Here is a 26828-nt window from a genome sequence, read left to right as displayed (position 1 = left end):
CCACCGCCGACACCCGGACGCGCCGCGCCCGGACGGTGGACAGCCGGCCGAGTGACTCGCTGGGGAGGAGTCCGGCCGGCACCCGAGCGGCGCGCCGGCGGTGTCGGTCGTCTGCGGGAGACTGGGCCCATGACCTCGACGGTGCACACGCTCAAGTCCGGCCGCGCGCTCGGAGTCGCCTGGTCCGGCCCGGAGGGCGCCGAGCACGTCGTCGTGCTCGTGCACCCCGCACCCGGCGCCGCCGGACTCGACCCCGACCCCGCGGCCACCGCCCGCCACGGCGTGCGGCTGCTCTCGTTCGACCGCCCCGGCTACGGCGCCTCGGAGCTGCTGACCGACGTCGATCCCGCCGGCGCCGGTGCCGGGGCGAGCCCGGAGCAGGCCGCCGCTGACATCGCCGAGTACCTGGCCACCGCGGGCATCGCCTCCGTCACCGCGGCCGGCTGGTCGGCGGGCGGCCGCGTCGCCCTCGCCCTCTCGGCCAACTACCCGGGCCTGGTCGGGCGCGTCGCCGTCCTCGGCACTCCCGCGCCCGATGACGCCGTGCCGTGGGTCGGCGAGCAGAACCGGGCGATGCTCGAGAACCTGCGCGAGCTGCCGGTGGACGAGGCCGTCCGCTCCCTCGCCGCCGCGCTCGACACGGCGTTCGGTCCGTCACCCAGCCCCGAGTCACTGCTCGGCGTGCTCGGAGGGGACGCCGCCGACACGGACGTGCTCGAGGCGCCCGGCGTCCGCGAGCGGCTCCTGGTGATGCTCGAGCGCGCCGTCACCCAGGGCAACCTCGGCCAGGCCGCGGACATCGTCGGCTACACCCTCCAGGAGTGGGGCTTCGCGGTCGAGACGGTCGACGCTCCGGCGCTCCTCCTCTACGGCGGCGAGGACGCGACCGTCGGCCGCCAGCACGGCGAGTGGTACGCCGCCCGCCTGCCCGACTCGCGCCTCGAGGTCGTGCCCGGCCGAGGCCATCTGCTCGCGGTCTCCGAGTGGGACCGGGTGCTCGCCTTCCTCCTGCCCGAGCCCGCCTGACGCCTCGGCGCCGGCCGCACGCCCGCGCTCGGCCGCGGTTCCCGCGCCGATTGGCGGGATTCCGGAGCCTCGCGTACACTCGTCCTCGGTACCGTGTCCGAGCGGCCGAAGGAGCATGTCTCGAAAACATGTGTGGGCTTGCGTCCACCGTGGGTTCAAATCCCACCGGTACCGCCAGTCAGAACCCCCGAGTCAGCGAGAGCCGACCGGGGGTTCTGTCGTTCCCGGGTGCGTCGCTCCTGGTGCTCGGGGACGACGATCCGTCTGCGGTTACGAGTGACCCCCGTCCGAGGCTCCTGACCATCGTGGCGCGCATCGTGCTGGCGATGGTTGCGCTGCCATGCTACGTTCACCGAAGTGATGTTGACGTGGACATCCGTGCAGTGGAGACGCCGATCGAGCGCCGCGGCACGAGCACCACAGGTACGAGGAGGTACCCATGACGATGGACAGGAGAGGGCTTCTCGCCCTCGCGGGCACGGCGGCGCTCACGGGAGCGGTCACGGCGGCCGCCGGGTCGGGCGCCTCGCCCGCGCACGCCGCCAGCGGCACGGCGGTCGTCGACCCGGCGCAGCGGGGACCGGTGTGGGAGGGCTTCGGCACGGCGCTCTGCTGGTTCGCGCACCGCATCGGCGGCACGGCGGCCGTGCGCGACACCTACGCCGATCTGCTCTTCGACCGCGACAAGGGTCTCGGGCTGAACATCGTCCGCTACAACATCGGTGGCGGCGAGAACCCGGCCTACCCCGGGCACATGGACCTGCGCGCCCGCATCCCCGGCTACCTCGCGTCCGCCTCGGCGGCCTACGACTGGTCGGCGGATCCGAATCAGCGCTGGTTCCTCCAGGCCGCGAAGTCGCGGATCCCGGCCAGCGACTTCCTCGCCGAGTCCTTCGCCAACTCGCCGCCCTGGTGGATGACGATCTCGGGCAGTGTCACCGGGGGCAGGAACGCCGCCGAGAACCTGCGCCCCGACAGCTACGAGGCCTTCGCCCGCTACCTCGTGACGGTCAACGAGCGCTTCCGCACGACGTGGGGCGTCCCGTTCCGCACCCTGTCGCCGGTGAACGAGCCGAGCGCCGCCTACTGGACCTTCGGCAACCGCCAGGAGGGCAACCGGATGCTCCCGGCGAACCAGGCGACGATGCTCGAGGCGCTGGCGGACGAGCTCGCGCGGCAGGGGTCGCCGACGCGGATCGCGGCGTCGGACGAGACGAGCATCGACGTCGGCCGCGACACGGTGAACAGCTGGTCCGCGCAGACCCGCGCGCTCGTCGGGCAGTACAACGTGCACAGCTACGAGGGCTCCGACCGGACCGGCTTCAAGACCGCAGCTCGCGGCACGCGGATCTGGGACTCCGAGCACGGCAACGGCGACGCCAGCGGCACGACCCTCTCGCAGAACATCCTCTGGGACGTGAAGTGGCTCGGCGCGAGCGCGTTCGCCTACTGGCAGGCGGTCGACTCCGGGGGCTGGGGGATGCTCGACACCGACCTCAACAACGCCTCCGCGGACCTGTCGAGCTACACCCGGAACAAGAAGTTCTGGGCGATGGCGCAGTGGAGCCGCTACATCCGCCGCGGCTACCGGGTGATCGGCGTGAGCGACAACGACACCGTCGCCTTCCACGACGAGGCCGGCAGGCGCGTCGTCCTCGTCACGGTCAACACCACCTCGACGGCCGCGACGGTCACCTACGACCTCACCCGATTCGCTCCCGCCACCGCGACCGCCTCCGGGGTGCGCACCAGCGGCTCCCAGGACCTCGCGGCGCTGCCCTCGGCCGCGCTCGCCGGCAACCGGTTCACGGCATCCGCTCCCGCGATGTCGACCACCACGTGGGTCGTCCCCTCGATGACCCTCAACTAGAAGGAGAGTTTCAATGACGAAACGACGAGGACGGATCAGGCTGGCGCTCATGGCGCTCGCCACGGCGGCGCTGGTCGCGGTCACGGGCCTGGCGCCCGCGACGGCGGCGCCGCAGACCGTCACCAACGGCACGCAGTTCCTCACCACCCAGGGCCAGCCGATCCACGGGCACGGCGCCGGGCTGCTCAAGGTCGGGAAGTACTACTACTGGGTCGGTCAGAGCACCGACGCGGACAACCGGTTCATCTCGGTCCCGCTCTACCGCTCCACCGACTTCAAGAACTGGGAGTTCCGCGGCGACATCCTCACCAAGAACTCGGCGCCGGAGCTGAACGTCTCCACGATCGAGCGGCCGAAGCTGGTCTACAACGCCGCGACCCAGAAGTACGTGCTCTGGATGCACTGGGAGAACGGGCAGAACTACTGGGAGGGCCGGGTCGCGGTCGCGACCTCGAGCACGATCGACGGCTCCTACGCCTACCAGGGCAGCTTCCGGCCGCTGGGCTACGAGTCGCGCGACATGACGGTGTACCAGGACGACGACGGGTCGGCGTACCTCTTCTCGTCGACGGCCATCCCCACGACGAACGCGTCGACGGCGATCTTCAAGCTCAACGCGTCGTACACGAACGTCGAGTCGTTCCAGGGCCTGCACTGGGAGAACCAGTCGCGTGAGGCGCCGACGATCTTCAAGCGCAACGGCGTCTACTTCGCGCTCTCGTCCGGGACCACCGGCTGGAGCCCGAACCAGAACAAGTACTCCACGGCCACGAAGATCACCGGGCCGTGGTCGACGCCGACCGACTTCGGCGGGCCGACCGGCAACCGCTCGCAGCCGACCTACGTCGCGACCATCAGCGGCAGCGCCGGCACGTCCTACCTCTACATGGGCGACCGCTGGGCGGGCGCCAACAACGGCGCGGTCAACGACTCCAGCTACGTCTGGCAGCCGCTGCAGTTCCCGTCGAACACCTCGGTCGCCATGCCCGAGGTGGACGGGGTCGTCATCGACACCGCGGCGGGAACGGTGAACGCCGCCCCGGCGCTGCCGCGGTCGACGATCAAGTCGGCCTCGAGCGGACTCTGCGTGAACGTCGCGGACGACTCGACCGCGACCGGCTCGAAGGTGGTCCAGTGGACCTGCGGCAACGGGTCGAACGCCGTGTTCGCCCGGGCGTCGGCCGGTGGCTACGTGCAGTTCCAGACGCAGCACAGCGGGCTCTGCCTCGCGCAGTCCGGGTCCTCGGGCTCCGGCGGTGCGCTGGTGCAGGCGCCCTGCACGTCCGGACAGACGGCGCAGTGGCAGGTGAGCGGTCAGACGATCGTCAACCGCGCGAGCGGCGCCTGCCTCGACGTGCCCGACGAGAGCACGACCGCGGGTCGTCAGCTCGGGACCTGGTCCTGCAACGGAGGCAATCACCAGAGGTGGAGCTTCGTCGCCTAGCTGAGGCGTGAGGGTCGCGCGGTGGGGGGAACCGCCGCGCGACTCCGCGCCTCGTGCGGGGGCGGGCGGGCCCATCGGGTCCGGCGCCCGCCGACCCCCGCCGTGGAGCCCTCGGTCAGCGCGAGCCGACCGGGGGTTCCGTCGTGCCCGGACGCGCGATCGCTCTGCTGGGGGAGCCGCACGACGGTCCGCTTGTGGTCCCCACCCGAGCGCCCCGTTGCTCCAGATCGTGTCTGAATCTGGAGCAGATCTGGAGTTGGGCGATGTGCTCCGCAGGCGCGCGGCGGTCAGCGGGTGGCGGCGGTTCCGCTGTGCGTGCGGGTGGCGATCGCGTGGGACAGGAGGGTGGCGGCCACGCCGACGGCGACGCCGATCGCGGTCTCGAGGGCGCGGTCGCGCAGCAGGACGAACTCGTCGGTGTGGTGGGCGAGCTCGACCATCAGGATCGCGAGCGGGGTGATCAGGGCGAGGGTCAGGCCGTAGTTGCGGCCGACGACGAGCTCGGCGAGCATCTGCAGCAGCACGACGACGCCGATCGTGGCGAGCGGGGACAGCGGCAGGGCGAGCAGCGCCGCGGCGATCGCGACGCCGATGACGGTGCCGAGCATCCGGTGGCCGGCGCGGACGAGACGGGCGGTCGCGTCGGCGCCCGAGACCGCCGCGACGGCGGAGACCATCGCCCAGTAGGGGTGGCCGAGGCCGGTCGCGGTGGGGATCGCACCGGCGATCAGCACGACGGCGCCGAAGCGGAGCATCCCGGCGCGGGTCGTGGAGCGGACGGCGGCGGCGCGGAAGGAGGGGCGCCAGGGCGTCGCGGGCAGCAGCCGGGCGCGCGGGGCGGCGATCCCGCTCACTCCGATGAGCAGCGAGAAGGCGGCGGAGGCGGCGGCGAGGGCGAACGCCTCCGGGATCCGCGTCGTCTCGACGGGCACCGAGGCGCAGGCGGTGACGGCGAACACCGGGAAGAGCGGGCCGGGCGGGTGCCAGTGCAGGGCGTCGCTGAGGTAGGCGGCGCCGATGGCGGCGAGCGTGACCACCGGGATGATCAGCCAGTCGCGCTGCGGCGACAGGGCGACGGCGGTGCCGATCGTCACCATCGCGACCAGGTAGGCGGCGGCCGAGGCCTGCATCAGCAGGCGCGGGCGGTGGGTGTGCCGGCGTCCGTAGAGCGCGGTGAAGGCGCCGAAGGTGGCGTAGAGGGCGAGATCGGTGCGGCCGAAGACCCAGAGGAGGAGGAGCGGCACCGCCATCGAGATCCCGGCGCGCAGGGCGACGCGGTGGGCGCCGTCGTGCGGGCCGAAGGCGACCAGCTCGCGGGGGTGCGGCAGCGCGCTGCGGAGGGAGGGGGTGGCGGGCATCGGAGTCCTCGGGTCGGCGGGCGGGTCCGAGCGGCACCGGCCGGAGAGGTCGTTCACGGGTGAACCAGATATACTTTACTCGTGAATCATCTTCTGTCGAGCGACTCGTCGAATCCGGACCCCGGCGCGGCTCCGGACGCCGTCGATGAGATCCGTGCGGGCTGGCGCCGGCTGCGGCCCGAGCTGGACACCTCGGCGGTGGACGTCGCGGGTCGGCTGATCCGCGCCTCCGCCCTGCTGGTGCGCGCGACCGAGGAGCGGCTCGCCGCCTTCGATCTGACCCGCGGCGAGTTCGACGTGCTGACGACGCTGCGCCGGCTCGCCGCACCGCAGTCGCCGACGACGCTGCGGACGATCGGTCTCGCCTCCGCCCCGGCCGTGACGAAGCGGCTGCACGCGCTCGAGCGCCGCGGTCTGGTGCTGCGGACCGCGAACCCGGCGGACGGGCGCGGCGCGCTGATCGCGCTGACCGCCGAGGGGACCGCGCTGGTCGACGCCGCCTTCCCCGAGGTGCTCGAAGTGGAGCGGGAACTGCTCGCCGCGGTGCCCGACGCGCTCCGCGACGACGCCGCCCGGGGGCTGCGCGCGGTGCTCGCGAGCATCGAGGCGGCGCCGAGGCCGTGACCGCGCCCGCACGCCGCGGCTACCGTGGAGCCATGCGCCTCACGTCCAGCTTCACCGTGGACACGCGGCCGCCGGTGCTCCAGCTGGTCAAGACGGCGGCGGCGACCGTCGTCACCTGGATCATCGCCGCCCTGATCTTCCCCGGGACGCTGCCCGTCTTCGGCGCCATCGCGGCGCTGCTGGTGGTCGCGCCCAGCGTGAACCAGTCGTTCTCCAAGGCGCTCGAGCGCAGCGTCGGCGTGATCATCGGCGTCGTGGTCGGCTCGCTGATCGGCACGCTCTTCGGCGACGACAGCGCGATCGTCCTCGGCGCGATCGTCGCTGCGATCGCGGTGGGCTGGGTGGTCCGGCTGACGCCCGCCTCCGCGGTGCAGATCCCGATCAGCGCGATGCTCGTGCTCTCGGTCGGCTCGGTGACGCCGAACTACGCCGTGGACCGGATCCTCGAGACGCTGATCGGCGCGGCCGTCGGGATCGTCGTCAACGCGCTGATCGTCCCGCCGATCACCCTCGCACCGGCGGAGCGGGCCGTCGGCGACCTCACCGCGCAGCTCGCCGCGGCGCTCGACGACCTGGCCGACGTGCTCGAGACGAAGGTCGGCCGGGAGCGCCTCAGCGAGCTGCTGATCAACGCGCGGCTGCTGCAGACCATGCAGACGAAGGCGGAGGAGGCGATCGCGACCGGTGAGGAGTCGCTGCGGCTCAACCCGCGCCGCTCCGCGCACCGCGACCGGCTGCTGGCGCTGGACTCCGTCACTCCGCGGCTCGCCCGCATCGTGACGCGCGTGCGCGGGATGACCCGCACGGTGCACGACCTCTACGACCAGGACCTGGTGGGCGAGCCGACGATCGGGGACATCGCGGTGCAGCTGCACCGGGCGGCGCACGACCTGCGGCTGCTCGTGCAGTCCTCGGTCGCGGTGCCGGAACCCGAGCCGATCACCGATGAGCTGCCGGCGCTGACCGCCCCGCTGGTGATCGTGACCCCGCACCCGGAGCACTGGATCCTGCTGGGGGCGCTCGCCGAGGACCTGCGGCGCATCCGCGAGGAGATCGTGGGCGAGGAGTCCTGAGCGGGCTCCGCGCTCAGCGTGCGGCGGGCGTGTCGAAGAGGCCGGGCCCGGAGTCGCCGTCTCCGGCATCGGTGTCGGACTCCTGCAGGGCGGCCGGGTCGGTCGCCTCCGCGTGCTGGGTCTTGCCCTCGGCGATCAGCGAGTCGTCGTCGACGAGGATGCCGGCGAGCTCGGTCACCCGGCCGCGGATCGCGCCCAGCGGGTCCTCGATCGGGGCGTCCTCCTGCGAGCGGTCGACCTCGTCGTCCGGGAAGCGGCGCAGCTCGGCCTCGCCGCGGTCGGGCTGCGGCGCGCGGGCGTGCTCGACGCAGAGCCGGGCGACCTCCTCCGCGTGGGCGTGCATCACCGAGTGCGAGGCGTCCGGGATCTCCCAGGCGCGCGCGTGCGGGATCGCCTCGGCGACCTCCTCGGCCCACTCCCGCGGGACGAGGCGGTCGAACTCGCCGCGGATGACCAGCGTGGAGGCGCGGATCCGGGGCAGGACGTCCTCGATCCGGTACTGCATCATCTCGGGGAGCACCCGCGAGAACCAGCGCGGACCGCAGAGCAGGTACGCCGCGGCGGCGAGCACGGCGACCTGGACCGGCTCGCGGACGCTCGACTGGAGGAACCGCCAGGCGGCGACGGGGAGGCGGCGCTCGTGCGGGTTCATCACCGGGCCGAGCAGGACGATCGTGGTGAGCTCGGGCCGGCGCGCGGCGAGCTCGGCGACGACCTGCGTGCCCATCGAGTGGCCGAGGACGACGGGGTCGTCGAGGCCGAGGTCGTCGATGACCGCGCCGACGAGCTCGGCGTAGTCGCCGATGGTCATGTGCCGGGCGTTCGGCGGGTGCGGGACGCCGCCGAAGCCGGGCAGGTCGAGGGCGTGCACGGGTCCGAACTCGTTGAGCGCCGGGGCGAGCCGCTCGAAGTAGGTGGCGGCGACGCCGATGCCCGGGACGAGGACGAAGGTGCGCTCGCCGGTGTGGCCGACGGTGTTGACGCGGGCGTAGACGTCGCGGCGGTGGACGCGGAGGACGGAGACGTCGGTGTTCTTGTAGCGGCGGCGCGGGTCGCGCCGGCGGGAGCGCGTGGTGGAGAAGACGTCGCGCAGGCCGTGGCGGACGCTCGAGGCGAGGGCGCGCAGGGGGCGGCCGGGGTAGGGCACGGGCGCCTCCTCGGGTGTCGCGGCGCAGCGGCCTGGCGGGAACGGGTCGGGGGAGAGCCTAGGCGCTGGCCGATCCGCTCAGATCAGCATGTCCTCGGAGCGGTGGAGGATCAGCCGGGCGGGCCCGATGTGGAGGACGCCGTTGGTGAGCGGAGCGCAGCGGACGCCGCCGCGGCGCCGCATCGCCTTGAAGGCTCCGGGCGCGAGCGAGACGTCCATCCAGGCGCAGGGGTTGGCCGGGCGGCCGCCCTGGAACTCGATCCGCTCGCCGCCCTGCTCCACCGCGAAGGTGCGGCCGGCGAGCGCGTCGATGTCGGCGCCGCGCACGATGATGTTGCGGCGGGTGTCGGCGGGGTCGAACGCGGCACGGCCGAGCTCCGCCGCGACGTGCTCGAGCGACTCGATCGCGAAGAGGGTGACCGCGGCCGTCCGGTGCGCGCGCTGGGCGAAGTAGCGGTCGCCGACGATGCCGAGTCCCGCGCGGATCTCGATCCGCTCGGGCTGCTCGTTGCCCTCGGAGGGGATCGGGCCGTCCGCCGGCCGCCCCTCGAACCGGTGCAGCGGCGAGACGACGAAGCGCACGAGCTCGATCGCGGCGGCCTCCATGACTGCCACGGTACGCGGGCCCGGGCGGGCGCCCGCTCGATTCGCGGAGGGGCTCCCCGATGTGTATAGTCGTACCTCGTTGCGTGCGCCCCCCAAGGCCACGCGATGGACTGCGCCCGTAGCTCAACGGATAGAGCATCTGACTACGGATCAGAAGGTTGGGGGTTCGAATCCCTCCGGGCGCACTCTGGTTGAGACAGAACAGGACGGCCCGCTTCGGCGGGCCGTTCTTGGTTCAACGCCTGGTTCAGGGTGCAGCCTCCGCATCTCCGGACTGAGGTCGTTCGTCCGCTCGCAGACGGCCGAGTTCCGCCTTCGCCTCTGACCAGGGGATGTTGTCGCCGTCCTCCGCCAGCGCCGCGTCGAAGGCCTTCACCTCCTCCGCGTCCTCGAGAGCGTCTCTCATCCGCTCGTACTGCTCGGGACTGATGAGCACGGCTTCCGGACGTCCCTGGCGCACGATGATGACAGCCTCGGTGCGTGAGCGGATGATCAGTTCGGAGAAGTTCGCGCACGCGTCGGTGACGCTGATGGTCGGCATGCTTCGAGCGTACGTTCGGCCGCCGGGGCGTCTGCGGTTCGGCGCGGAGGGGTGTGCAGTCCGACGTCAGGGGTCTGCTCGCGGGACGTCGCGCGCCAGCTCGGGTGAGGGGCGGCGGGGGCGCGAGGGGGAGGGCTAGCGTCGTGGGGGCAGAATCTTGCGCAACTCCCGACCGGCGTCTCGAGCGGTCGACGGTTGCGGCGAGGTGAGCCGCCCTGCATACTCAAAACCACACGACGCAAGGTTTTGGGCACGACCGCTCGATTCTGCACACTCGATGACGAGAGGGAACGATCATGACGACGTCCAGCGGATCCGCGGCGGGGATGCCCTCGGGCATGACCACCGCGACGGCGACGGTGCGGGGGCACCACGCGTTCTCCGAGCCGACCGAGCCGGCGACCAAGGGCTACGTCTTCTGGCTGCTCGCGGCGCAGCTGATCTTCTTCATCGCCCTGCTCGGGCCGGCGGTTGTCGGCATCGGCCTGAAGATCCAGTCGCTCGTCGAGTCGGGCGAGATCGCGCAGGACGGCGCGACCGGCGCCGCGGCGGTGCTCGGCGGCTTCGGCGCCCTCTTCGCCACGATCGCGAACGTCGTCGTCGGCCGGCTCTCCGACCGCACGACGAGCCGCTTCGGCCGCCGCCGGATCTGGATCGTGACCGGCACGGTGCTGATGACGGTCGCCTTCGCGATCATGGCGCTCGCCCCCACCCTGCTCGTCGCCACCGTCGGCTGGTCGCTCGCCCAGCTCGGCGCGAACATGACGCTCGCCCCCTTCACCGCGACGCTCGCCGACCAGGTGCCGAAGTTCCAGCGCGGCAAGATCACCGCGGCGCTCGGCATCGCGCAGAACGTCGGCATCCTCGGCGGCACCTACGTGGCCCAGGCGTTCGCCGGCCAGCTGGTCGTGATGTTCGTCGCCCCGTCGATCCTCGCGATCGTCGCCATGGTCGTCTTCGCGGTCGTGCTGCCCGACAAGCGCCTGCCGCAGGCGCCGCCGCGCGCGACGCTGCGTGACTGGGCCGAGACCTTCTGGGTCAGCCCGGTGAAGAACCCCGACTACGCGCTCGCGTGGTGGTCGCGCTTCCTGATCATCTTCGCGAGCTTCGGCTTCACCACCTTCCGCTTCTTCTACCTCCTCAACCACATCGGCGTGGAGGAGGGGAGCATCCCGGCCGTGATCACCACCAGCGTGCTGATCTACACGGTGACCCTCGTCGGCGCGAGCTACTTCGCCGGCTGGCTCTCCGACCGGATCGGGCGCCGCAAGGTGTTCGTCTGGAGCTCGACCGCGCTCTTCGCGGTCGGCACCTTCGCGCTGATCTTCGTGCAGGACATCGGCGCCTTCTACGTCCTCGAGGCGGTCCTCGGACTCGCCTACGGCATCTACGTCGGCGTGGACCTGGCGCTCGTCGTCGATGTGCTGCCGAACCCCGACGACTCCGGCAAGGACCTCGGCGTCTTCAACATCGCCAACGCGCTGCCGCAGACGCTCGCGCCGCTGGTCGGCGGCATCCTCGTCTACGTCAGCGACCCGACCGGCAACAACTACGGGCTGTGGTTCACGGTCTGCGCACTGGCCGCAGTGGTCGGCGCACTCGTCATCCTCCCCATCAAGAAAGTCCGATAGGCCTTTCTCGGACGTCCATAGGACAGGCTGGTCGGAGACGACAGTCCTGCCCGCACCACCATCACCAGTGAAAGCGACATCGATCATGACTCTGCCCCTGGCCTCCATCCAGCTCTACACGCTGGCCAAGGAGTTCTCCGAGGACCCGAACGGCTCGCTCGAGAAGCTCGCGGCGATCGGACTGAAGAACGTCGAGGCGTTCGACTTCGTCCGCCGTCCCGCCGAGATCCGCGCCGCGCTCGACGCGAGCGGTCTCGCTTCGCCGACCGGCCACGCTCCGCTGCTCTCCGACGAGCTGTGGACGCCGGACGGCTCCATCCCCACGCCCGCCCCCGAGGTCGTCTTCGAGGCGGCCGCGCAGATCGGCATCCAGACCGTCATCGACCCGTTCGTCTCGGCCGAGCGCTGGCTGACCGAGGACGGCGTGGCGGACATCGCCGACCGCCTGAACAAGGCCGCCGAGGTCGCCGCGACCTTCGGCCTGAAGGTCGGCTACCACAACCACGCGCAGGAGTTCATCGCCTCCTTCGACGGCCAGACCGCCTATGAGCGCTTCGTCGCGACGACGGACGAGCGCGTCGAGATCGAGCTCGACCTGTTCTGGGCGCTGACCGGCGGCCAGGACGGCCCCGCACTGGTGTCGAAGCTGGGCTCGCGCCTGGTCGCGGTGCACGTCAAGGACGGCATCGCGCCGGCCGAGAACCCGTTCGCCCCCGGCGCCGCGGCCTTCGGCTCGGACACCCTCGACCAGCGCCGCCCGGGCGAGGGCGACGTGCCGCTCGTCGAGGCGCTCAAGGCCGGCGAAGGTGCCATCAAGTACGCCGTCATCGAGTACGACAACGCCCCCGGCGACGTCTTCGCGGACATCCAGGCCAGCTACGACTTCCTCGTGAAGGGCGGGTACGCGGCATGAGCGGGCCCATCGGGATCGGCGTCATCGGCGTCGGCGTCATCAGCGACACCTACCTCGAGAACCTCGCGTCCTTCCCGGACGTCGAGGTCCTGATCGTCGGCGACCTGCTGCTCGACCGGGCGAAGAGCCAGGCCGAGAAGCACGGCGTCCCCGCCTGGGGCTCCGCCGAGGACGTCCTCGCGCACGCCGGCGTGCAGGTCGTCGTCAACCTGACCATCCCCGCCGCGCACGTCGAGGTCTCGGCCGCGGCGATCGCCGCGGGCAAGCACGTCTGGAGCGAGAAGCCGCTGGGCCTGGACCGCGCCGGCACCGCGCAGCTGCTGCAGGACGCCGCCGCCAAGGGGCTGCGCGTCGGCTCGGCGCCGGACACGCTGCTCGGCCCGGGCTTCCAGACCGCGAAGCGCGCGATCGCGGACGGCGTGATCGGCGAGCCGATGTTCGCGTCCACCGTCTTCCAGACGGTCGGACCGGACCTGTGGCACCCGAGCCCGGCGTTCCTCTTCGCGGAGGGCGCGGGCCCGCTGCTGGACATGGGTCCGTACTACTTCACCGGACTCGTCAGCCTGTTCGGACCGGTCCAGCGGGTCGCGGCCCTCGGGCGGAAGAAGCTCGAGGAGCGGGTCATCCGCTCCGGGCCCGACGCGGGGACGACGTTCCCGGTGGAGGTGCCCACCTCGCTGCAGGTGCTGACCTCGTTCGCGGCCGGGCCGCAGGCGTCGAGCCTGCTCAGCTTCGACTCCGCGCTCGAGCGCCACGGCGTCTTCGAGATCCACGGCACGGAGGGGTCGATCGTGATCCCCGACCCGAACCAGTTCGAGGGGCGCACCGCCTACGTGAAGGCCCGCACCTCGATCGCCGACGGCCAGTGGGGCGAGCAGGAGTGGACCGAGATCGAGCAGAAGGGCACGGTCGTCGGCCGCGGCCTCGGCCTGCTCGACATGGTCCGCGCGATCGCCGAGGACCGCCCGCACGTGGCCACCGGCGAGCTCGGCTTCCACGTGCTCGACGTCATGCTGTCGGCGCAGGAGTCGGCCGAGAGCGGCGAGTTCGTCGCGATCGACAGCACGCTGTCCGCGCCGGTGCCCGCGGTGCCGGTGGACTTCGACCCGTTCGCGCAGACGCTCTGACGCGCTGACGGTCTCGCCGTGGCCCCCGCTCTCCGTGTCCGGAGGGCGGGGGCTTCGGCGTGGGCGGGTCTCGATACGCCGCTCCGCGGCTACTCGACCAGCATGGAAGGCGTGGCCGCTGGAGAGGTGGTACCGCCCTCCATGCTGATCGAGTAGCGCCCGCAGGGCGCGTATCGAGATCCACCGGCGTCGGACGGGGAGTCTGCAGACCGGGCCTGCTGGGGACGGTGGGTCTCGATACGCCGCTGCGCGGCTGCTCGACCAGCATGCGGAGGCCGCTGCGCGGCTGCTCGACCGGCATGCGGGGGGCGCTTCGCGGCTGCTCGACCAGCATGCAGGGGGTGCTGCGCGGGTGCTCGACCAGCATGCAGGGGCGTTGCGCGGGTGCTCGACCGGCGTGCAGTGCGCGTCAGGGGGGCGGGGGCGTCAGCTCGCGGCGGAGGCGGGCGAGGGTGTCGCGGAGGCGGGTCTTGACGGTGCCGATCGGCAGGCCGAGCTCGGTGGCGATCTCGGCGTGGGTCAGGCCGCGGACGTAGGCGAGGAAGAGCAGGTCGCGGTGCTTCGGGGCGAGGCGGCGGATCTCGGCCGCGGCACGGCGGAACTCGCCGGCGATCTCGCCGTGCGACTCCGCCTCGTCGATCTCGCGGAGGTAGCTGTGGATCGCGTAGCGGTGGTCGCGCTCGCGGGAGGACTGCGCGGCGCGGACCCGGTCGATGGCGCGGCGGCGGGCGATGACGGCGACGAGGTGCTGCTGCTCCTCGAGGACCGCGTGCCGACCGGCGGAGCGCCAGAGCTCGAAGTAGGTCTCCTGCGCGACCTCCTCGGCCTGAGCGTGGTCCTGCAGGATGCCGACGGTGATCGAGCGGACGCGGCGGACGGTGCGCTCGTAGAGCCGGCGGAATGCGGCGTGGTCGCCGCCGGCGAGCGTCGGGACGAGGTCGTCCTGCGCGGACGGGGCGCCGTCCGTCACGGTGCGCCCGGGTGCGGAGGCGTCAACCGAGCCGCGCCTCGGGAGTGTGGCCGACGTCCTGGGCCAGGCGCTCGAATGCGGCGACGGCCTCGTCGTTGCTGACCCGCCCGGCGTCGACGCCGTCCGCGATCCGGAGGATCTCGAGCTTGCGGTCGGCGCGGCCGGCCGTGTCCAGCGTCGACGTGCTGAGTGCTGCGGTGGCCTGGACCCGCGCCACGATGGTGCGGACCTGCCAGCGGCGGCTGTTGAACGACATTCCGCACTACCTCCTCGATCGGCCCCGTGCATCATTCGGAGCCGCGGCTCTGTCCGATGGGTGTCGGGGAGGAGGGGAGGAGTCAGGGCAGCTGGTCCTCGAGGTGGAAGACCTCGGTCAGCTGCAGGAAGCCGGTGTCGGGAGCGCCGTCGAGCTCGACGAAGAACTCGGCCATCTCGGCCTGCCAGCGGGCGTTGACCTCGGTGGCGGCCATCCCGGCGCGGGCGGCCTCGAGCGACGGGGTCTCGAAGTAGCCGATCAGCAGGCCGTCGGGGCGGAGGAAGAGGGAGTAGTTGTTCCAGCCGGTGGCCTTCAGGGCGGCGGCCATGTCGGACCAGATCGCGGCGTGCCGGCGGGTGTACTCGGGGATGCGCTCGGGTCGCACCTGGAGCTGGAAGCAGACGCGCTGCATGGGTGGGGCCTCTCGGTGGGGGATCTCGATACGCGCCCTGCGGGCGCTGCTCGATCAGCATGAACAGGGTCGCCCTGCGGAAGCTGTTCGAGCGGCATGCAGCCTCGCTGGTCGAGCAGCCGCGGAGCGGCGTATCGAGACCCACCGCTTCAGGGACGGTGGATCTCGATACGCGCCCTGCGGGCGCTACTCGATCAGCATGCCGCGATCAGCACGACTGCGACGGATCAGAAGTCGAAGTCGGCGATGTTGTCGGCGGTGAAGGTGAAGGGGTCGCCGAGCAGGACGGTGCCGTCGGCGTCGACCGTGAAGGAGCCGAGGTCGCCTGCTTCGAAGGTGTCGCCCTCGGCGCCGGTGATGTCGCCGTCGATCAGGGCCTTCGAGGCGTAGGCGGCGAGGTAGCCGAGGTCTCCCGGGTTCCACAGCGCGAACGCGGTGACGGTGCCGTCCTCGACGAACTCGCGCATCTGGTTCGGCGTGCCGAGACCGGTCAGCGCGACCTTGCCCTTGAAGTCCGAGGTGGAGAGGTAGCGGGCGGCGGCGGCGATGCCGACCGTCGTGGGCGAGATGATGCCCTTGAGGTCGGGGTGGGTCTGCAGCAGGGCCGCGGTCTTGTCGAACGAGGTCTGGTCGTCGTCGTCGCCGTAGACGGTGTCGACGAGCGTCACGTCCGGGTGGTTCGCGGTGAGCTCCTCCTCCATCAGCTCGATCCAGGCGTTCTGGTTCGTGGCGTTCGCGGAGGCGGAGAGGATCGCGACCTCGCCGCTGTCGCCGATCTGCTCGGTGATCAGGTCGACCTGCGCCTTGGCGATGCCCTCGGCGGTGGCCTGGTTGATGTAGAGGTCTCGGCAGTCGGCGTTGGTGTCGGAGTCGAAGGTGACGACCTTGGTGCCGTTGTCGCGCGCCTCGTTCAGCGCGTCGCAGATCGCCTTCGGGTCGTTCGCCGAGACGACGATCGCTCCGGCGCCCTGCTGGGTGAGCGTGTTGATGTAGGAGACCTGCGCGTCGGGGGAGGCCTCGGCGGGCCCGACCTCGGCGTAGGTGCCGCCGAACTCCTCGATGGCCTTCTCGCCGCCGGCGTCGGAGGTGTCGAAGTACGCGTTGCCGAGGTTCTTCGGCAGGAAGGTGATCGAGTAGTCGCCGGAGCCGGAGCCGGCGTCGCCACCGGAGTCGCCGCCGGCGTCGCCGTCGGAGGCGGAGCAGCCGGTCGCGACGAGCGCGACCGAGACGGCCAGTGCGGTGAGGGTGCCGAGGCGGCGCCCACGGGAGGAGAACATCATCGTCTGCCTTTCGTCGAGGTGCTGTGGGGGTGGTGCGGGGTGGTGCGGGTGCTGTGCCGGTGATGCGCGATCAGGGGCGTCTCCTGCCCGAGCGCCGCAGTCGCGACAGCCAGGCCAGGAAGCTGGTGGACACCACCGAGAGCACGAGCAGCACTCCGGTGATGATGTTGATGACGTCGGAGGTGACGTTCGCGAGGCGCAGGGCCGAGGCGATCACTCCGATCAGGATCACGCCGGCGATCACGCCGTGCAGGGCGCCGCGGCCGCCGAAGATCGAGACGCCGCCCAGCAGGACGGCCGCGATCACCTGCAGCTCGAGCCCGGTCGCGTTGTCGCCGCGGGCGGAGCCGTAGCGCAGCGTGTAGTAGATGCCGGCCAGTGCGGAGACGGCGCCGGAGACCACGAAGAGGATGAACTTGGTGCGGTTCACGTTCACGCCGGAGAAGATCGCCGCCTCGTCGTTCAGGCCGATGGCGAAGACGCCGCGGCCGAAGCGGGTGGAGTGCAGCACCACCGCGAAGACGATCGCCAGGATCGCGAACGGCAGCACCACGAGCGGCACCGGGCCGACGAGCTTCGCCTTCGCGAGGTCGGTCCAGAACTCGGGGAAGTCGGTGACCGCGGTGGTGCCGAGCAGTCCGACCGCGAGCCCGCGGTAGAGCGCGAGCGTGCCGATCGTGACGGCGAGCGAGGGCAGTCCGACGACGGTGACCAGGAAGCCGTTCAGCGCTCCGCCGACGGCGCCCGCCACGATCGCGATGAGCGCGGCGACCTCGAACGGCACTCCGGCCTGGTGCAGCGTGCCGGTGAGCACGCTCGCCAGCCCGACGGTGGAGGCGACCGACAGGTCGATCTCGCCGGTGATGATGATCAGCGTCATCGGCAGCGCGATCAGCAGCGTCGGCGCGATGTCGAGGAACAGGTAGGTGATGGTGATCGGCTTGTCGAAGCTCTTCACCGAGGCGGAGGCGACGACGATCACGAGGATCAGCAGCACGACGATCGCGGTCTCGCGGCTGAACAGGACGCGCTGCCAGGCCGGCCGGGCGTAGTCGCGGTACTCGCGCGCGGTGCGCACGGCGGTGGTGTCGGTGACGAGGCTCATCAGGAGTCGTCCCTCTCTTCGAGGAGCTTGCGGGACTGTCGGAGGGAGAGCACGCGGTCGAGCACGATCGCGCCGATGATCAGCACGCCGACGACCGCGCGCTGCCAGAAGTCGGGCACGCCCAGGATCGGCAGGGCCCGGTTGATGGTGAGCAGCAGCACCGCGCCGATCGCCGCGCCCCAGACCGTGCCGGAGCCGCCGAAGATCGCGACGCCGCCGATCACCGCGGCGCCGACCGCGTCGAGCTCGTAGCCGGAGCCGGCCTGCGAGTTGACGGTGCCGTAGCGGGCGGCGTAGAGCACGCCGGCCAGGCCGGTCAGCGCGCCGGAGACGACGAAGGCGACCAGGATGCGCCGGGTGACGGGCAGGCCGTAGAGCCGCGCGGCGTCCGGGTCGGAGCCGATCGCGTAGAACTCGCGGCCCGCGCGCTGGTTGCGCAGGTACCAGCCCGCGGCGACCAGCACGACGAGCGCGATGATCGTGAGGTACGGGATGGTGAGGAACTGGCCGGTGCCCAGGGCGAGGAAGTCCTTGGGCATATCGGACGCGTTGATCCGGTCGCTGCCCGTCCAGGCGACGTTGATGCCGCGGTAGGCGTAGAGCGTGCCGAGGGTGATCACCAGCGCCGGGACCTTCGCGAACGCGACGAGCGCGCCGTTGATCAGCCCGAGCAGTCCGCCGAAGACGACGCCGGCGGCGAAGACCGCGAGGATCGGGATCCCCGGCACGTCCAGGAACAGCCGGCCGGTGAGGTAGGCGGTCAGCCCCAGGATCGAGCCGACCGAGAGGTCGACCGAGCGGGTGATGATCACGATGGCCTGGCCGACCGCGATCAGGATCAGGATCGACGGGGTCAGCAGCAGGTCGCGCCAGCCGTCGGGGGAGAAGAGGAAGGTCGGGTTCTTCGCGGTCGTCGCGATGACGACGAGGACCAGCGCGAGCAGGATTCCCGTCTCGCGGGCCCGGATGAAGGAGCCGAAGCCGGAGGAGAAGGCGTTGGGCTTCGCGGCCGGCACGCGCTTCTGCGCCGGCGCCTGGGCGGTGCTCATGCGGCTGCCCCTCTGGTGGCGGCGAGCATCACGGTCTCGCTGGTGGCGTCGGAGCGGTCGAGCTCGGCGGTGATCCGCCCCTCGCGCATCACCAGGACGCGGTCGGCCATGCCGAGCACCTCGGGCAGCTCGGACGAGATCATCAGGATCCCCATTCCCTCCCCGGCGAGCTGCGAGAGCAGCCGGTGCACTTCGGACTTGGTGCCGACGTCGATGCCGCGGGTCGGCTCGTCGATGATCAGGACCCTCGGATCCGTGGCGAGCCACTTGCCCAGCACGACCTTCTGCTGGTTGCCGCCCGAGAGGGTGCCGGCGACGGTGTCGAGCGCGTCGGTCTTCACCTCGAGGCGCGCGGCCCAGTCGCGGGCGGCCGTGTTCTCGCGGCGGCCGGTGATCAGGCCGCCCCTGGAGAGCGACTTCTGGATCGCCATCGTGATGTTGCGCGAGACGGAGGAGTCGAGCACGAGGCCCTGCTTGCGGCGGTCCTCGGGGACGAGCGCGAGCCCGGCGCGCATCGCGGCGGAGGGGCTGCCGGCCGGGATCCGGCCACCGGCGAGAGTGACCGAGCCGGAGTCGTACGGGTCGACGCCGAAGACGGCGCGGGCGACCTCGCTGCGGCCGGCGCCGACGAGTCCGGCCAGGCCGACGATCTCGCCGGCGCGGACGGTGAAGGAGATGTCGTGGAAGACGCCGGCCGAGGTGAGGCCGGCGACCTCGAGCAGGACGTCGGTGATCTCGGTCGTCTGCTTGGGGAAGAGCTCGGTGATGTCGCGGCCGACCATCTCGCGGACGATGCCGTCGACGGTGGCGTCGGTGGTGGCGGTCGTGGAGATGTAGGCGCCGTCGCGCATCACGGTGATGGTGTCGCAGAGCGAGAAGACCTCGTCGAAGCGGTGCGAGATGAAGATCAGCGCGCGGCCCTCGTCGCGGAGCGACCGGGCGACGGTGAAGAGGCGCTCGACCTCGACGCCGGAGAGCGCGGCGGTCGGCTCGTCCATCACGAGGACCTTCGCGTCGAGCGAGATGGCCTTGGCGATCTCGATGATCTGCTGGTCGGCGATGGAGAGGCCCTCGGCGGGGCGGTCGGGGTCGATCCGGACGCCGAGGCGCTCGAAGAGGCCCACGACCTCGGTGCGCATCGCCCTGCGGTCGATGCGGCCGAGGCGACCGCGGGGCTGCCGGCCCATGAAGATGTTCTCGGTGACGCTGAGATCGGGGAAGAGCGTCGGCTCCTGGTAGATCACGGCGATGCCCGCGGCCTTCGACTGCGCGGTCGAGGAGAAGTCGACCGGCTCGCCGTCGAGGAGGAACTCGCCCGCGTCGCGCTGGTGCACTCCGGCGATGATCTTGACGAGCGTCGACTTGCCGGCGCCGTTCTCGCCGACCAGCGCGTGGATCGACCCGCGGTGCACGGCGATGGTCCCCGAGCGCAGCGCGACGACGGCGCCGAACGCCTTGACCACGCGGGCGAGCTCGAGTGCGGGTGGCGGATCTGATGCCACGGGTGGTACCTCCTCATCGAGGGGAATCGCGTCCAGGTCCCGGCTTCGGATGAAGAGGACCTGAATCGATTCATCCAGCTTCATCGCTACTATAGGGACGCTGAGCCGGAGCGGTCAACGCGAGATGCGGCTCGGCGTCCCAGGGGAGGCGATGTGGCGCGAGTGAGCATCCGCGACGTCGCCCTGCGCGCCGGCGTCTCGGTCGGCACGGTCTCCAACGTGCTCAACCGGCCGGACGAGGTCTCCGACGACTCGCTCGCCCGGGTGAACGCCGCCGTCGAGTCGCTCGGCTACGTGCGGAACGACGCTGCGCGGAAGCTCCGCAACGGCGTGAGCTCGACCGTCGGCTTCGTGGTGCTCGACGGGCAGAACCCGTTCTTCAACGACGTGGTCCGCGGCGCGGAGGACGAGGCGTCGCGCCACCAGATCGCCGTGCTCTATGGCAACACCGACGAGGACCCGTCGCGCGAGCGGCAGTACCTGGACCTGTTCGAGGAGCAGCAGGTGCGCGGCGTGCTGATCGCGCCGTACGGCGACATCTCGCAGCGGCTGGAGAAGCTGCGCGGGCGCGGGGTGCCGGTCGTGCTGGTCGACCGCTTCAGCGGGGACGGCCGCTACAGCTCGGTCTCGGTCGACAGCGTGGCCGGCGGGCGGATGGCGGCCGAGCACCTGATCGAGACCGGGCGGCGCCGGCTCGCCTTCGTGGGCGGGCCGTTCGAGATCCGCCAGGTCACCGACCGGCTGGCGGGCGCTCGGGTCGCGGTGGAGAACAGCGATGCGTCGGTCGATCTCGAGGTGGTGGCGACCACGGCGCTGACCGTCGCGCAGGGGGTCGCCGCCGGGATGCGGATCCTGGCCCGGCCGCGGCGCGACCGCCCCGATGCGCTCTTCGCGGCCAACGACCTGGTCGCGCTCGGGCTGCTGCAGGCGCTCGCCGTGGACGGGCGGATGCTGGTGCCGGACGAGATCGCGCTGATCGGCTTCGACGACATCTCCTTCGCCGCGGCCGCCGCCGTGCCGCTGTCCTCGATGCGGCAGCCGAGCTCGGTGATCGGGCGGACGGCGCTGCGCGTGCTGCTCGAGGAGGCGGCGGACCCGGAGCTGATCCCGCGGCAGACGGTGTTCCTGCCGGAGCTGGTCGCGCGGGCGTCGACGCGGGCGCGGCGCTAGGGGGCGGGTCTCGAGACGCCGCTGCGCGGCCGGCAGGAACGCGTGGGTCTCGATACGCCGCTGCGCGGCTGCTCGACCAGCATGCATGCGCGGGTGGGCTCGAGCATGGTGATCGAGTAGGCCGCGGAGCGGGCGTATCGAGATCCACGTGGGCAGGCATGCGGTCGACAGGCTGGGAGCGCTCACGGTGATCGCTCGCTCAAGTTCGAGTCGGAGTGGGCTGGTCGGGCGGGGTGTGACGCAGTCGCGCGACCGGCTTTCGCACAATTGGGCGGGAGAGGGGTCCCCAGGTTGTCCGAGGTGGCCTGGTCGCCTAGCGTGGGTGGTCCAGCGCCGGACTGGGAGCGGTATCAGGCTTCCGCGGCGCGCGACATCTCGAAGGTGAGACGGATGACACACAGGAGAACGATCAGGACCCGCGCGATCGGGCTGGGCGCCGCCGCGCTGAGCGCGGCGATGCTGGTGGGCGCCGGTGCCGCCGCGTCGGCGGAGGAGTACGGCGAGAGCTCGGTCGACATCGGCGTGGAGATCGCCGAGCCGACGCAGCCCGGCGTGCTGGCGATGACGATCGCGGCCGCCTTGACGCAGCTGACCGAGGAGGACTCGACCGCCGCGGTGCGGCGCTTCTCCGGACGCCTGCCCACCGTGACGGTGACCGACACCAGGACAGCGGAGGAGATCCCCGACGGCGCGGGCTGGTACGTGCTCGGCAGCGCGAGCGGCTTCACCGGCGAGGACGGGCAGCCCGCTATCGGGGCGGAGAACCTCGGCTGGACCCCGCGCCTCGTCGACGGCGGCGAGAGCGGCGGAGTGGCGGAGGGCGAGAAGGTCGACACCGCCCTCGAGGGCGGGGACGACGCGGTCGGCCTCGTCGACCAGGAGCTGCTGGCGCTCGCCATCGACTCCGAGGCGATCGCGGCGGAGGGCTCGTGGACGGCGGACGCCGATCTGCTGCTCACCACTCCGGCGACCGTCGCCCCGGGCGGCTACTCCGCCGTCCTCACCCTCTCCCTCTTCGAATAGACCCGTCGGGAACGACAGGAAAGGACGCGATCATGCGACGAAGCACGATCATCCGCACACTCGCCGTGGCGCTGGCGGCAGGGCTCGCCACGGGCTCGCTCGCCCCGGCGGCCTCCGCGGCGGACGGGACCGGTCCCGTCGACGCCTCCGTCTTCGTCGACCGGGTCGACGGACTGCCGGACGACTTCATCGCCGGCGCAGACGTCTCGACGGTCCTCGCGCTCGAGGACAGCGGCGTCGTCTTCCGCGACGCCGCGGGCGACCCGGCCGACCTGTTCGACGTCCTCGCGGAGTCGGGCGTGACCACCGTCCGCGTCCGCGTCTGGAACGACCCGTACGACGCCGAGGGCCGCGGCTACGGCGGCGGCACCGTCGACGTGGAGCGCGCCGTCGAGATCGGCGAGCGCGCCACGGCCGCGGGGCTCGGCCTGCTGGTCGACTTCCACTACTCCGACTTCTGGGCCGACCCCGGACGCCAGCTGGCGCCGAAGGCCTGGGCCGGGCTGACGCCCGCAGCGACCGCCACCGCGATCCACGACTTCACGGCCGAGGCGCTGCGGAGCTTCGTGGCCGCCGGCGTCGACGTGGACATGGTCCAGGTCGGCAACGAGACGAACAACGGCATGGCGGGGTACGCCCGCGCCGCGACTGCGATGGACGCTCCGCTCGCCGCGCTGTTCTCGGCCGGCAGCGCCGCGGTCCGCGAGGTCCTGCCGGACGCACTGGTCGCGCTGCACTTCACCAACCCCGAGACGGCGGGCCGCTACGCCGGCATCGCGGCCGGGCTCGACCGGTACGACGTCGACTACGACGTCTTCGCCAGCTCCTACTACCCGTACTGGCACGGCTCGACCGGCAACCTGACGAGCGTGCTCGGCTCCATCGCGAGCACCTACGGCAAGAAGGTCATGGTCGCCGAGACCTCGTGGGCGCACACGCTCGACGACGCGGACGGCTACCCGAACGTGATCAACCCGAGCACCGCGACCGACGAGTACCCGACGAGCGTCCAGGGCCAGGCGACCGCCCTGCGCGACGTCGTGGCAGCCGTGCACGAGGTCGGCCCCGCGGGGATCGGCGTCTTCTACTGGGAGCCCGCGTGGCTGCCGGTCGGCCCGCCCTCCGCGCTCGAGGCGAACCGGGCGCTCTGGGAGCGCGACGGCTCGGGCTGGGCGAGCAGCGCCGCGAGCGGCTACGACCCGGTGCACGTCGGCACCGAATTCGGCGGCTCGGCCTGGGACAACCAGGCCCTCTTCGCGGCCGACGGCACTCCGCTCGACTCGCTCAACACCTTCCGCTACGTCCGCACCGGGGCGGTCGCCCCGCGTGCCGTCTCCGCCGTGGCCACAACCGAGCTGGCCGTCGAGGACGGGCAGCCGGTCGTGCTGCCGGCGACGGTGGCCGTCGACTTCAACGACGGCAGCACGGAGCAGCAGCCGGTCACCTGGAGCGACGCGGTGACCTGGATCCGCGGACCGGGCGTCTACACGATCCCGGGCCGGACGACCGCGGGACTCGACGTCTCGGCGACGGTCTCCGTGAACGCGCGGAACCTCGTCGCGAACCCGAGCTTCGAGAGCCCGGACATGAGCGCGTGGACCCTCCAGGCACCGGCCGCCCGCACCGTGACCGGTGACGCGGCCGACGGAGCCGCGGCGGTCACCTTCTGGTCGGACAAGTCCTACACGACGACCGTCAGCCAGACGGTCACGGGTCTCGCGGCCGGGAGCTACACCCTCCGCGCCACGACGCAGGGCACCGGCAGCCCCGCCACGGACACCCGCACCCTCAGCGCGGAGACGGCGAGCGGCACGACGAGTGCGCCACTGCTGCTCTCGGGCTACGGCGCGTTCCAGCAGGCCTCGGTCCCCGTCGTCGTCGGCGCGGACGGCACCGTGCGGATCACCGCGCGCTTCCAGCTCACCGCCGGCGCCTGGGGCGTGCTCGACGACGTCCGGCTCACCGCCGATGCTCCCGCGAGCACGGTGAGCACCGCGGCCCTCGAGTCCGCGCGGAGCGACGCGGCGGCGATCGACCGCGGCGCGTTCACCGCGGAGTCGCTCCGGGCGCTCGACGACGCGACGGCGATCGGCGCCGTCGTGCTCGCCGGCAGCCGGTCGACCCAGCAGGACGCGGATGCGGCGACGGCCCTGATCCGCACCCGCCTCGACGAGCTGACGGTCGTGCTCTCCGTGCCCACCGCCGTCTCGACGCGGTGCATCGCGGGCAAGGTCGTGCTGACCGTGCAGGCGACGAACGACAACGCGGTCCCGATCGCCGTCACGATCGCGTCCGCCTACGGCACGAAGACCTTCCCGGCGGTCGCGCCGGGACGGAACGCGAGCCACGCGTTCACGACCCGCGCCGTCCAGATCCCGGAGGGCACCGCGTCGGTGTCCGCGACCGGGAGCGTCGACGGGCACCGTGCCGCCGCCGCGCTCACCCCCGGGTACGCCGCGAAGGCCTGCTGAGGCCGGGCGCCGGATCCCACGCGGAAGGGCCGGTCCCCGTCGTTCGACGGAGGCCGGCCCTTCCGCGTGCGCGGGTGCGGGGGACGTCAGCGGTCGCGCCGCACCACCCGCACCGCGCGCGCGGGCACGACGACCGTCGCGCCGACCGGCTCGCCGGCGACGAGCTCGGCGCTGCCCGGGGCGGGCACCTCGGCGTCCGTCTCGGCGTGGTTGATCAGGAAGGTGAAGTCGGCGTCCTCACCGTGCCGGACGACGACCTCGAGGCCCGCGGGCACCGCCTCGGGGACGACCACGCCCGCGTCGGCGAGCACGGCGTCGGTGAGCGCGGCGAGGTCCTCGCCGACCAGGCGCGTCGAGACGTACCAGGCGGATCCGCCGCCGAGGGAGTGGCGGGTGATCGCCGGGCGGCCCTCGGCGGGGCCGGAGGTGTAGCTCGCGACGGCCTCCGCGCCCTCGAGCACGATGTCGTCGCTCCAGCCGGAGCCGGTGGCCCCGCTGTCGAGGGTGACCACCTCGTCCTCGTGCAGTGGCAGGAACTCGGGGATCGAGAGCCCGAGCACCTCGCGCAGGGCGCCGGGGGAGCCGCCCTCGTAGACGGCGTCGTTCTCGTCGACCACGCCGGAGAAGTAGGAGGCGACGAAGCAGCCGCCGCTCCGGACGTACTCGGTGAGGTTCCGCGACGCGGTCCGGTCCGCCAGGTAGAGCGAGGGTGCGAGCACGAGGTCGTAGCCGCTGAGGTCGTCGTGCGGGTGGGCGAAGTCGACCGTGACGCCGCGGTTCCAGAGCGCCGTGTAGAACGCGACGATCCGCTCGCGGTGATCGAGCTCGACCGAGGGCCGCCACTCCAGGTCGTGCGCCCAGAACGACTCGATGTCCCACAGCACGGCGACCCGGGCGCGGACGACCGAGCCGAGCACGGCGGAGAGCCCGCCGAGGTCGTCGCCGAACTCGACGACCTCCCGCCAGACGCGGGTGCCCGCGCCGGCGTGCGGCAGCATCGCCGAGTGGAACTTCTCGGCGCCGTAGCGGGACGCGCGGAACTGGAAGAACAGGATCGCGTCCGCCCCGCGGGCGAGGTGGCTCGCGGCGTTGCGGGCGAGCTCGCCCGGCCGCTTGGCGATGTTGCGCGGCTGCCAGTTGACGCTCGAGGTGGAGTGCTCCATCAGGATCCACGGCCGGCCGCCCGCGAGGGAGCGCGTCAGGTCGGCGTCCATCGCCAGCAGCACGTGGTTGTCGCGGCGCTCGGCGACCAGGTAGTGGTCGTTCGCGACCAGGTCGACCTCGCGGCTCCACTTCCAGTAGTCGATCGACGGGCAGTTCGTCGCCATGAAGTTCGTGGTGACCGGCTTGTCCGAGCAGCGCTTGATCGCGTCGCGCTCGGCGGTGAAGCACGCCAGCAGCGCGTCGGAGGTGAAGCGCGCGAAGTCGAGGCGCTGGGTCTGGTTCACCACGGTCGCCGAGACGCGCGGCGCGTCGATCTCGTCCCACTCGCCGTAGAGCTGGCCCCAGAAGAGCGTGCCCCAGGCGTCGTTCAGTGCGTCGAGCGTGCCGTACTTCGCCTGCAGCCAGATGCGGAAGGCGGCGACCGAGTAGTCGGAGTAGTCCTCGCTGATCGGGGCGCCGTACTCGTTGTGCACGTGCCAGAGCACGAGGGCCGGGTGCGAGGCGTAGCGCTCGGCCAGCCGCTCGGTGATCGCCACGGCGGCGGCGCGGTACTCCGGCGAGCTCGGGCTGACCATGCCGCGCGAGCCCCAGCCCAGCGTCAGTCCCTCGCGGGTGACGGGGCGGGCGGCCGGGTGCTTCTTCCAGAACCAGGCGGGCGGGACGGTGGTCGGCGTGGCGAGGTCGACGTCGATCCCGGCGGCGTGCAGCAGATCGAGCAGCTCGTCGAGGAAGCCGAAGTCGTACTCGCCCTCGCGCGGCTCGAGCAGCGCCCAGGAGAAGATGCCGACGCTGACCAGGTTGATGCCGGCCTCGCGCATCAGCGCGACGTCCTCGGCCCAGACCTCGCGCGGCCACTGCTCGGGGTTGTAGTCGCCGCCGTAGCGCAGCTCGGCCCGGCCGGGGATCCAGGGTGCGCGGGGGAGCGGGAGTCCCGCCGGGTCCGGGACGCGGAAACGGGTGGGGGCCGCGTCGGCACCGAGCTCGATCGTCATGCGTGCTATCTCCTTCGACTGTGTGCGGTCCCAGTGTTGCACGGCGACAAGCCGCAGTGATCTCGCATTGACAG

23 protein-coding genes and 2 tRNA genes are annotated in these 26828 nt (G+C 72.0%); 13 read left to right on the top strand and 12 right to left on the bottom strand.

Annotation, left to right across the window (positions count from 1 at the left end; all coding sequences use genetic code 11):
• Window positions 1–129: 129 nt before the first annotated feature.
• The 4 genes from MT350_RS12915 to MT350_RS12900 all read left to right on the top strand — a co-directional run bounded on the left by MT350_RS12915 (window position 130) and on the right by MT350_RS12900 (window position 4340).
• Window positions 130–1026, top strand: coding sequence for an alpha/beta fold hydrolase (locus tag MT350_RS12915; RefSeq protein WP_243616067.1), 897 nt, complete (start codon window positions 130–132; stop codon window positions 1024–1026).
• A gap of 87 nt (window positions 1027–1113) precedes the next feature.
• Window positions 1114–1203: transfer RNA gene (locus MT350_RS12910), tRNA-Ser, on the top strand.
• A gap of 262 nt (window positions 1204–1465) precedes the next feature.
• Complete coding sequence (locus MT350_RS12905; RefSeq protein WP_243616066.1) at window positions 1466–2896, top strand: glycoside hydrolase; 1431 nt, start codon at window positions 1466–1468, stop codon at window positions 2894–2896.
• Window positions 2897–2909: 13 nt separating this feature from the next.
• Window positions 2910–4340 (top strand): RICIN domain-containing protein, encoded by a 1431-nt coding sequence (locus MT350_RS12900; RefSeq protein WP_243616065.1) that lies wholly within the window; start codon window positions 2910–2912, stop codon window positions 4338–4340.
• 287 nt (window positions 4341–4627) lie between these two features.
• Here MT350_RS12900 and MT350_RS12895 read toward each other — a convergent pair whose 3' ends face one another.
• Entirely contained in the window at window positions 4628–5698 is a 1071-nt protein-coding gene (locus tag MT350_RS12895) for an FUSC family protein (RefSeq protein WP_243616064.1), read from the bottom strand.
• Between the two features lie 81 nt (window positions 5699–5779).
• Between MT350_RS12895 and MT350_RS20485 the strand changes: the two genes are divergently transcribed.
• On the top strand, window positions 5780–6322 hold the full coding sequence (locus tag MT350_RS20485; RefSeq protein ID WP_243616063.1) for a MarR family winged helix-turn-helix transcriptional regulator: 543 nt from the start codon (window positions 5780–5782) through the stop codon (window positions 6320–6322).
• A 32-nt stretch (window positions 6323–6354) separates the two neighbouring features.
• The gene (locus MT350_RS12885; RefSeq protein WP_243616062.1) at window positions 6355–7395 is read left to right on the top strand and encodes an aromatic acid exporter family protein; all 1041 of its coding nucleotides are present in this window, start codon (window positions 6355–6357) and stop codon (window positions 7393–7395) included.
• Between the two features lie 13 nt (window positions 7396–7408).
• Here the strand turns inward: MT350_RS12885 and MT350_RS12880 are convergent, their stop codons facing one another.
• Together MT350_RS12880 and MT350_RS12875 are read right to left on the bottom strand one after the other, a co-directional pair.
• The gene (locus tag MT350_RS12880) at window positions 7409–8542 is read right to left on the bottom strand and encodes an alpha/beta fold hydrolase (RefSeq protein WP_243616061.1); all 1134 of its coding nucleotides are present in this window, start codon (window positions 8540–8542) and stop codon (window positions 7409–7411) included.
• A gap of 78 nt (window positions 8543–8620) precedes the next feature.
• Window positions 8621–9148 (bottom strand): MOSC domain-containing protein, encoded by a 528-nt coding sequence (locus MT350_RS12875; protein WP_123736632.1) that lies wholly within the window; start codon window positions 9146–9148, stop codon window positions 8621–8623.
• 112 nt (window positions 9149–9260) lie between these two features.
• Here MT350_RS12875 and MT350_RS12870 point away from each other — a divergent pair.
• A tRNA-Arg gene (locus MT350_RS12870) sits at window positions 9261–9333 on the top strand.
• Between the two features lie 62 nt (window positions 9334–9395).
• On the opposite strand, the gene MT350_RS12865 is transcribed toward MT350_RS12870, so the two are convergent.
• The gene (locus MT350_RS12865) at window positions 9396–9689 is read right to left on the bottom strand and encodes a type II toxin-antitoxin system Phd/YefM family antitoxin (protein ID WP_243616060.1); all 294 of its coding nucleotides are present in this window, start codon (window positions 9687–9689) and stop codon (window positions 9396–9398) included.
• A gap of 296 nt (window positions 9690–9985) precedes the next feature.
• Between MT350_RS12865 and MT350_RS12860 the strand changes: the two genes are divergently transcribed.
• From MT350_RS12860 to MT350_RS12850, 3 genes are all read left to right on the top strand, one after another.
• Window positions 9986–11320, top strand: coding sequence for an MFS transporter (locus MT350_RS12860; RefSeq protein ID WP_208110589.1), 1335 nt, complete (start codon window positions 9986–9988; stop codon window positions 11318–11320).
• Between the two features lie 85 nt (window positions 11321–11405).
• On the top strand, window positions 11406–12233 hold the full coding sequence (locus MT350_RS12855; RefSeq protein ID WP_243616059.1) for a sugar phosphate isomerase/epimerase: 828 nt from the start codon (window positions 11406–11408) through the stop codon (window positions 12231–12233).
• Window positions 12230–13360 (top strand): Gfo/Idh/MocA family protein, encoded by a 1131-nt coding sequence (locus MT350_RS12850; RefSeq protein ID WP_243581178.1) that lies wholly within the window; start codon window positions 12230–12232, stop codon window positions 13358–13360. Before MT350_RS12855 ends, MT350_RS12850 begins: the two co-directional genes overlap by 4 nt.
• 409 nt (window positions 13361–13769) lie before the next feature.
• On the opposite strand, the gene MT350_RS12845 is transcribed toward MT350_RS12850, so the two are convergent.
• The 7 genes from MT350_RS12845 to MT350_RS12815 form a co-directional block, all read right to left on the bottom strand.
• On the bottom strand, window positions 13770–14330 hold the full coding sequence (locus MT350_RS12845) for a sigma-70 family RNA polymerase sigma factor (RefSeq protein WP_243616058.1): 561 nt from the start codon (window positions 14328–14330) through the stop codon (window positions 13770–13772).
• A gap of 22 nt (window positions 14331–14352) precedes the next feature.
• Window positions 14353–14586 carry a hypothetical protein gene (locus tag MT350_RS12840; RefSeq protein ID WP_243616057.1) on the bottom strand — a complete coding sequence of 78 codons (234 nt, stop codon included), beginning with the start codon at window positions 14584–14586 and terminating at the stop codon, window positions 14353–14355.
• An 82-nt stretch (window positions 14587–14668) separates the two neighbouring features.
• The gene (locus MT350_RS12835) at window positions 14669–14998 is read right to left on the bottom strand and encodes an L-rhamnose mutarotase (RefSeq protein ID WP_243616056.1); all 330 of its coding nucleotides are present in this window, start codon (window positions 14996–14998) and stop codon (window positions 14669–14671) included.
• 227 nt (window positions 14999–15225) lie between these two features.
• Window positions 15226–16278, bottom strand: a complete 1053-nt coding sequence (gene rhaS / locus MT350_RS12830; protein WP_243616055.1) for a rhamnose ABC transporter substrate-binding protein — start codon at window positions 16276–16278, stop codon at window positions 15226–15228.
• A gap of 70 nt (window positions 16279–16348) precedes the next feature.
• The gene (locus tag MT350_RS12825) at window positions 16349–17383 is read right to left on the bottom strand and encodes an ABC transporter permease (RefSeq protein WP_132437977.1); all 1035 of its coding nucleotides are present in this window, start codon (window positions 17381–17383) and stop codon (window positions 16349–16351) included.
• Window positions 17383–18432 carry an ABC transporter permease gene (locus tag MT350_RS12820; RefSeq protein ID WP_173251333.1) on the bottom strand — a complete coding sequence of 350 codons (1050 nt, stop codon included), beginning with the start codon at window positions 18430–18432 and terminating at the stop codon, window positions 17383–17385. Before MT350_RS12820 ends, MT350_RS12825 begins: the two co-directional genes overlap by 1 nt.
• On the bottom strand, window positions 18429–19934 hold the full coding sequence (locus MT350_RS12815; protein WP_243616054.1) for a sugar ABC transporter ATP-binding protein: 1506 nt from the start codon (window positions 19932–19934) through the stop codon (window positions 18429–18431). The genes MT350_RS12820 and MT350_RS12815 overlap by 4 nt, the downstream gene beginning before the upstream one ends.
• Before the next feature lie 153 nt (window positions 19935–20087).
• On the opposite strand from MT350_RS12815, the gene MT350_RS12810 reads away from it, so the two are divergent.
• The 3 genes from MT350_RS12810 to MT350_RS12800 all read left to right on the top strand — a co-directional run bounded on the left by MT350_RS12810 (window position 20088) and on the right by MT350_RS12800 (window position 24598).
• On the top strand, window positions 20088–21104 hold the full coding sequence (locus MT350_RS12810; protein ID WP_243598171.1) for a LacI family DNA-binding transcriptional regulator: 1017 nt from the start codon (window positions 20088–20090) through the stop codon (window positions 21102–21104).
• A gap of 390 nt (window positions 21105–21494) precedes the next feature.
• Window positions 21495–22127 carry a hypothetical protein gene (locus tag MT350_RS12805; RefSeq protein ID WP_243616053.1) on the top strand — a complete coding sequence of 211 codons (633 nt, stop codon included), beginning with the start codon at window positions 21495–21497 and terminating at the stop codon, window positions 22125–22127.
• A gap of 32 nt (window positions 22128–22159) precedes the next feature.
• A complete protein-coding gene (locus MT350_RS12800) occupies window positions 22160–24598 on the top strand; it encodes a glycosyl hydrolase 53 family protein (protein WP_243616052.1) in 2439 nt (812 codons plus the stop codon).
• Between the two features lie 86 nt (window positions 24599–24684).
• Here the strand turns inward: MT350_RS12800 and MT350_RS12795 are convergent, their stop codons facing one another.
• The gene (locus MT350_RS12795) at window positions 24685–26754 is read right to left on the bottom strand and encodes a beta-galactosidase (protein WP_243616051.1); all 2070 of its coding nucleotides are present in this window, start codon (window positions 26752–26754) and stop codon (window positions 24685–24687) included.
• Between the last annotated feature and the right edge of the window lie 74 nt (window positions 26755–26828).

It is taken from the genome of Rathayibacter sp. VKM Ac-2928, assembly GCF_022815545.1.
Lineage (GTDB): Bacteria > Actinomycetota > Actinomycetes > Actinomycetales > Microbacteriaceae > Rathayibacter > Rathayibacter festucae.
Note: the sequence above shows the minus strand (reverse complement) of the source record. Positions and strands in the feature narration are given on the sequence as shown.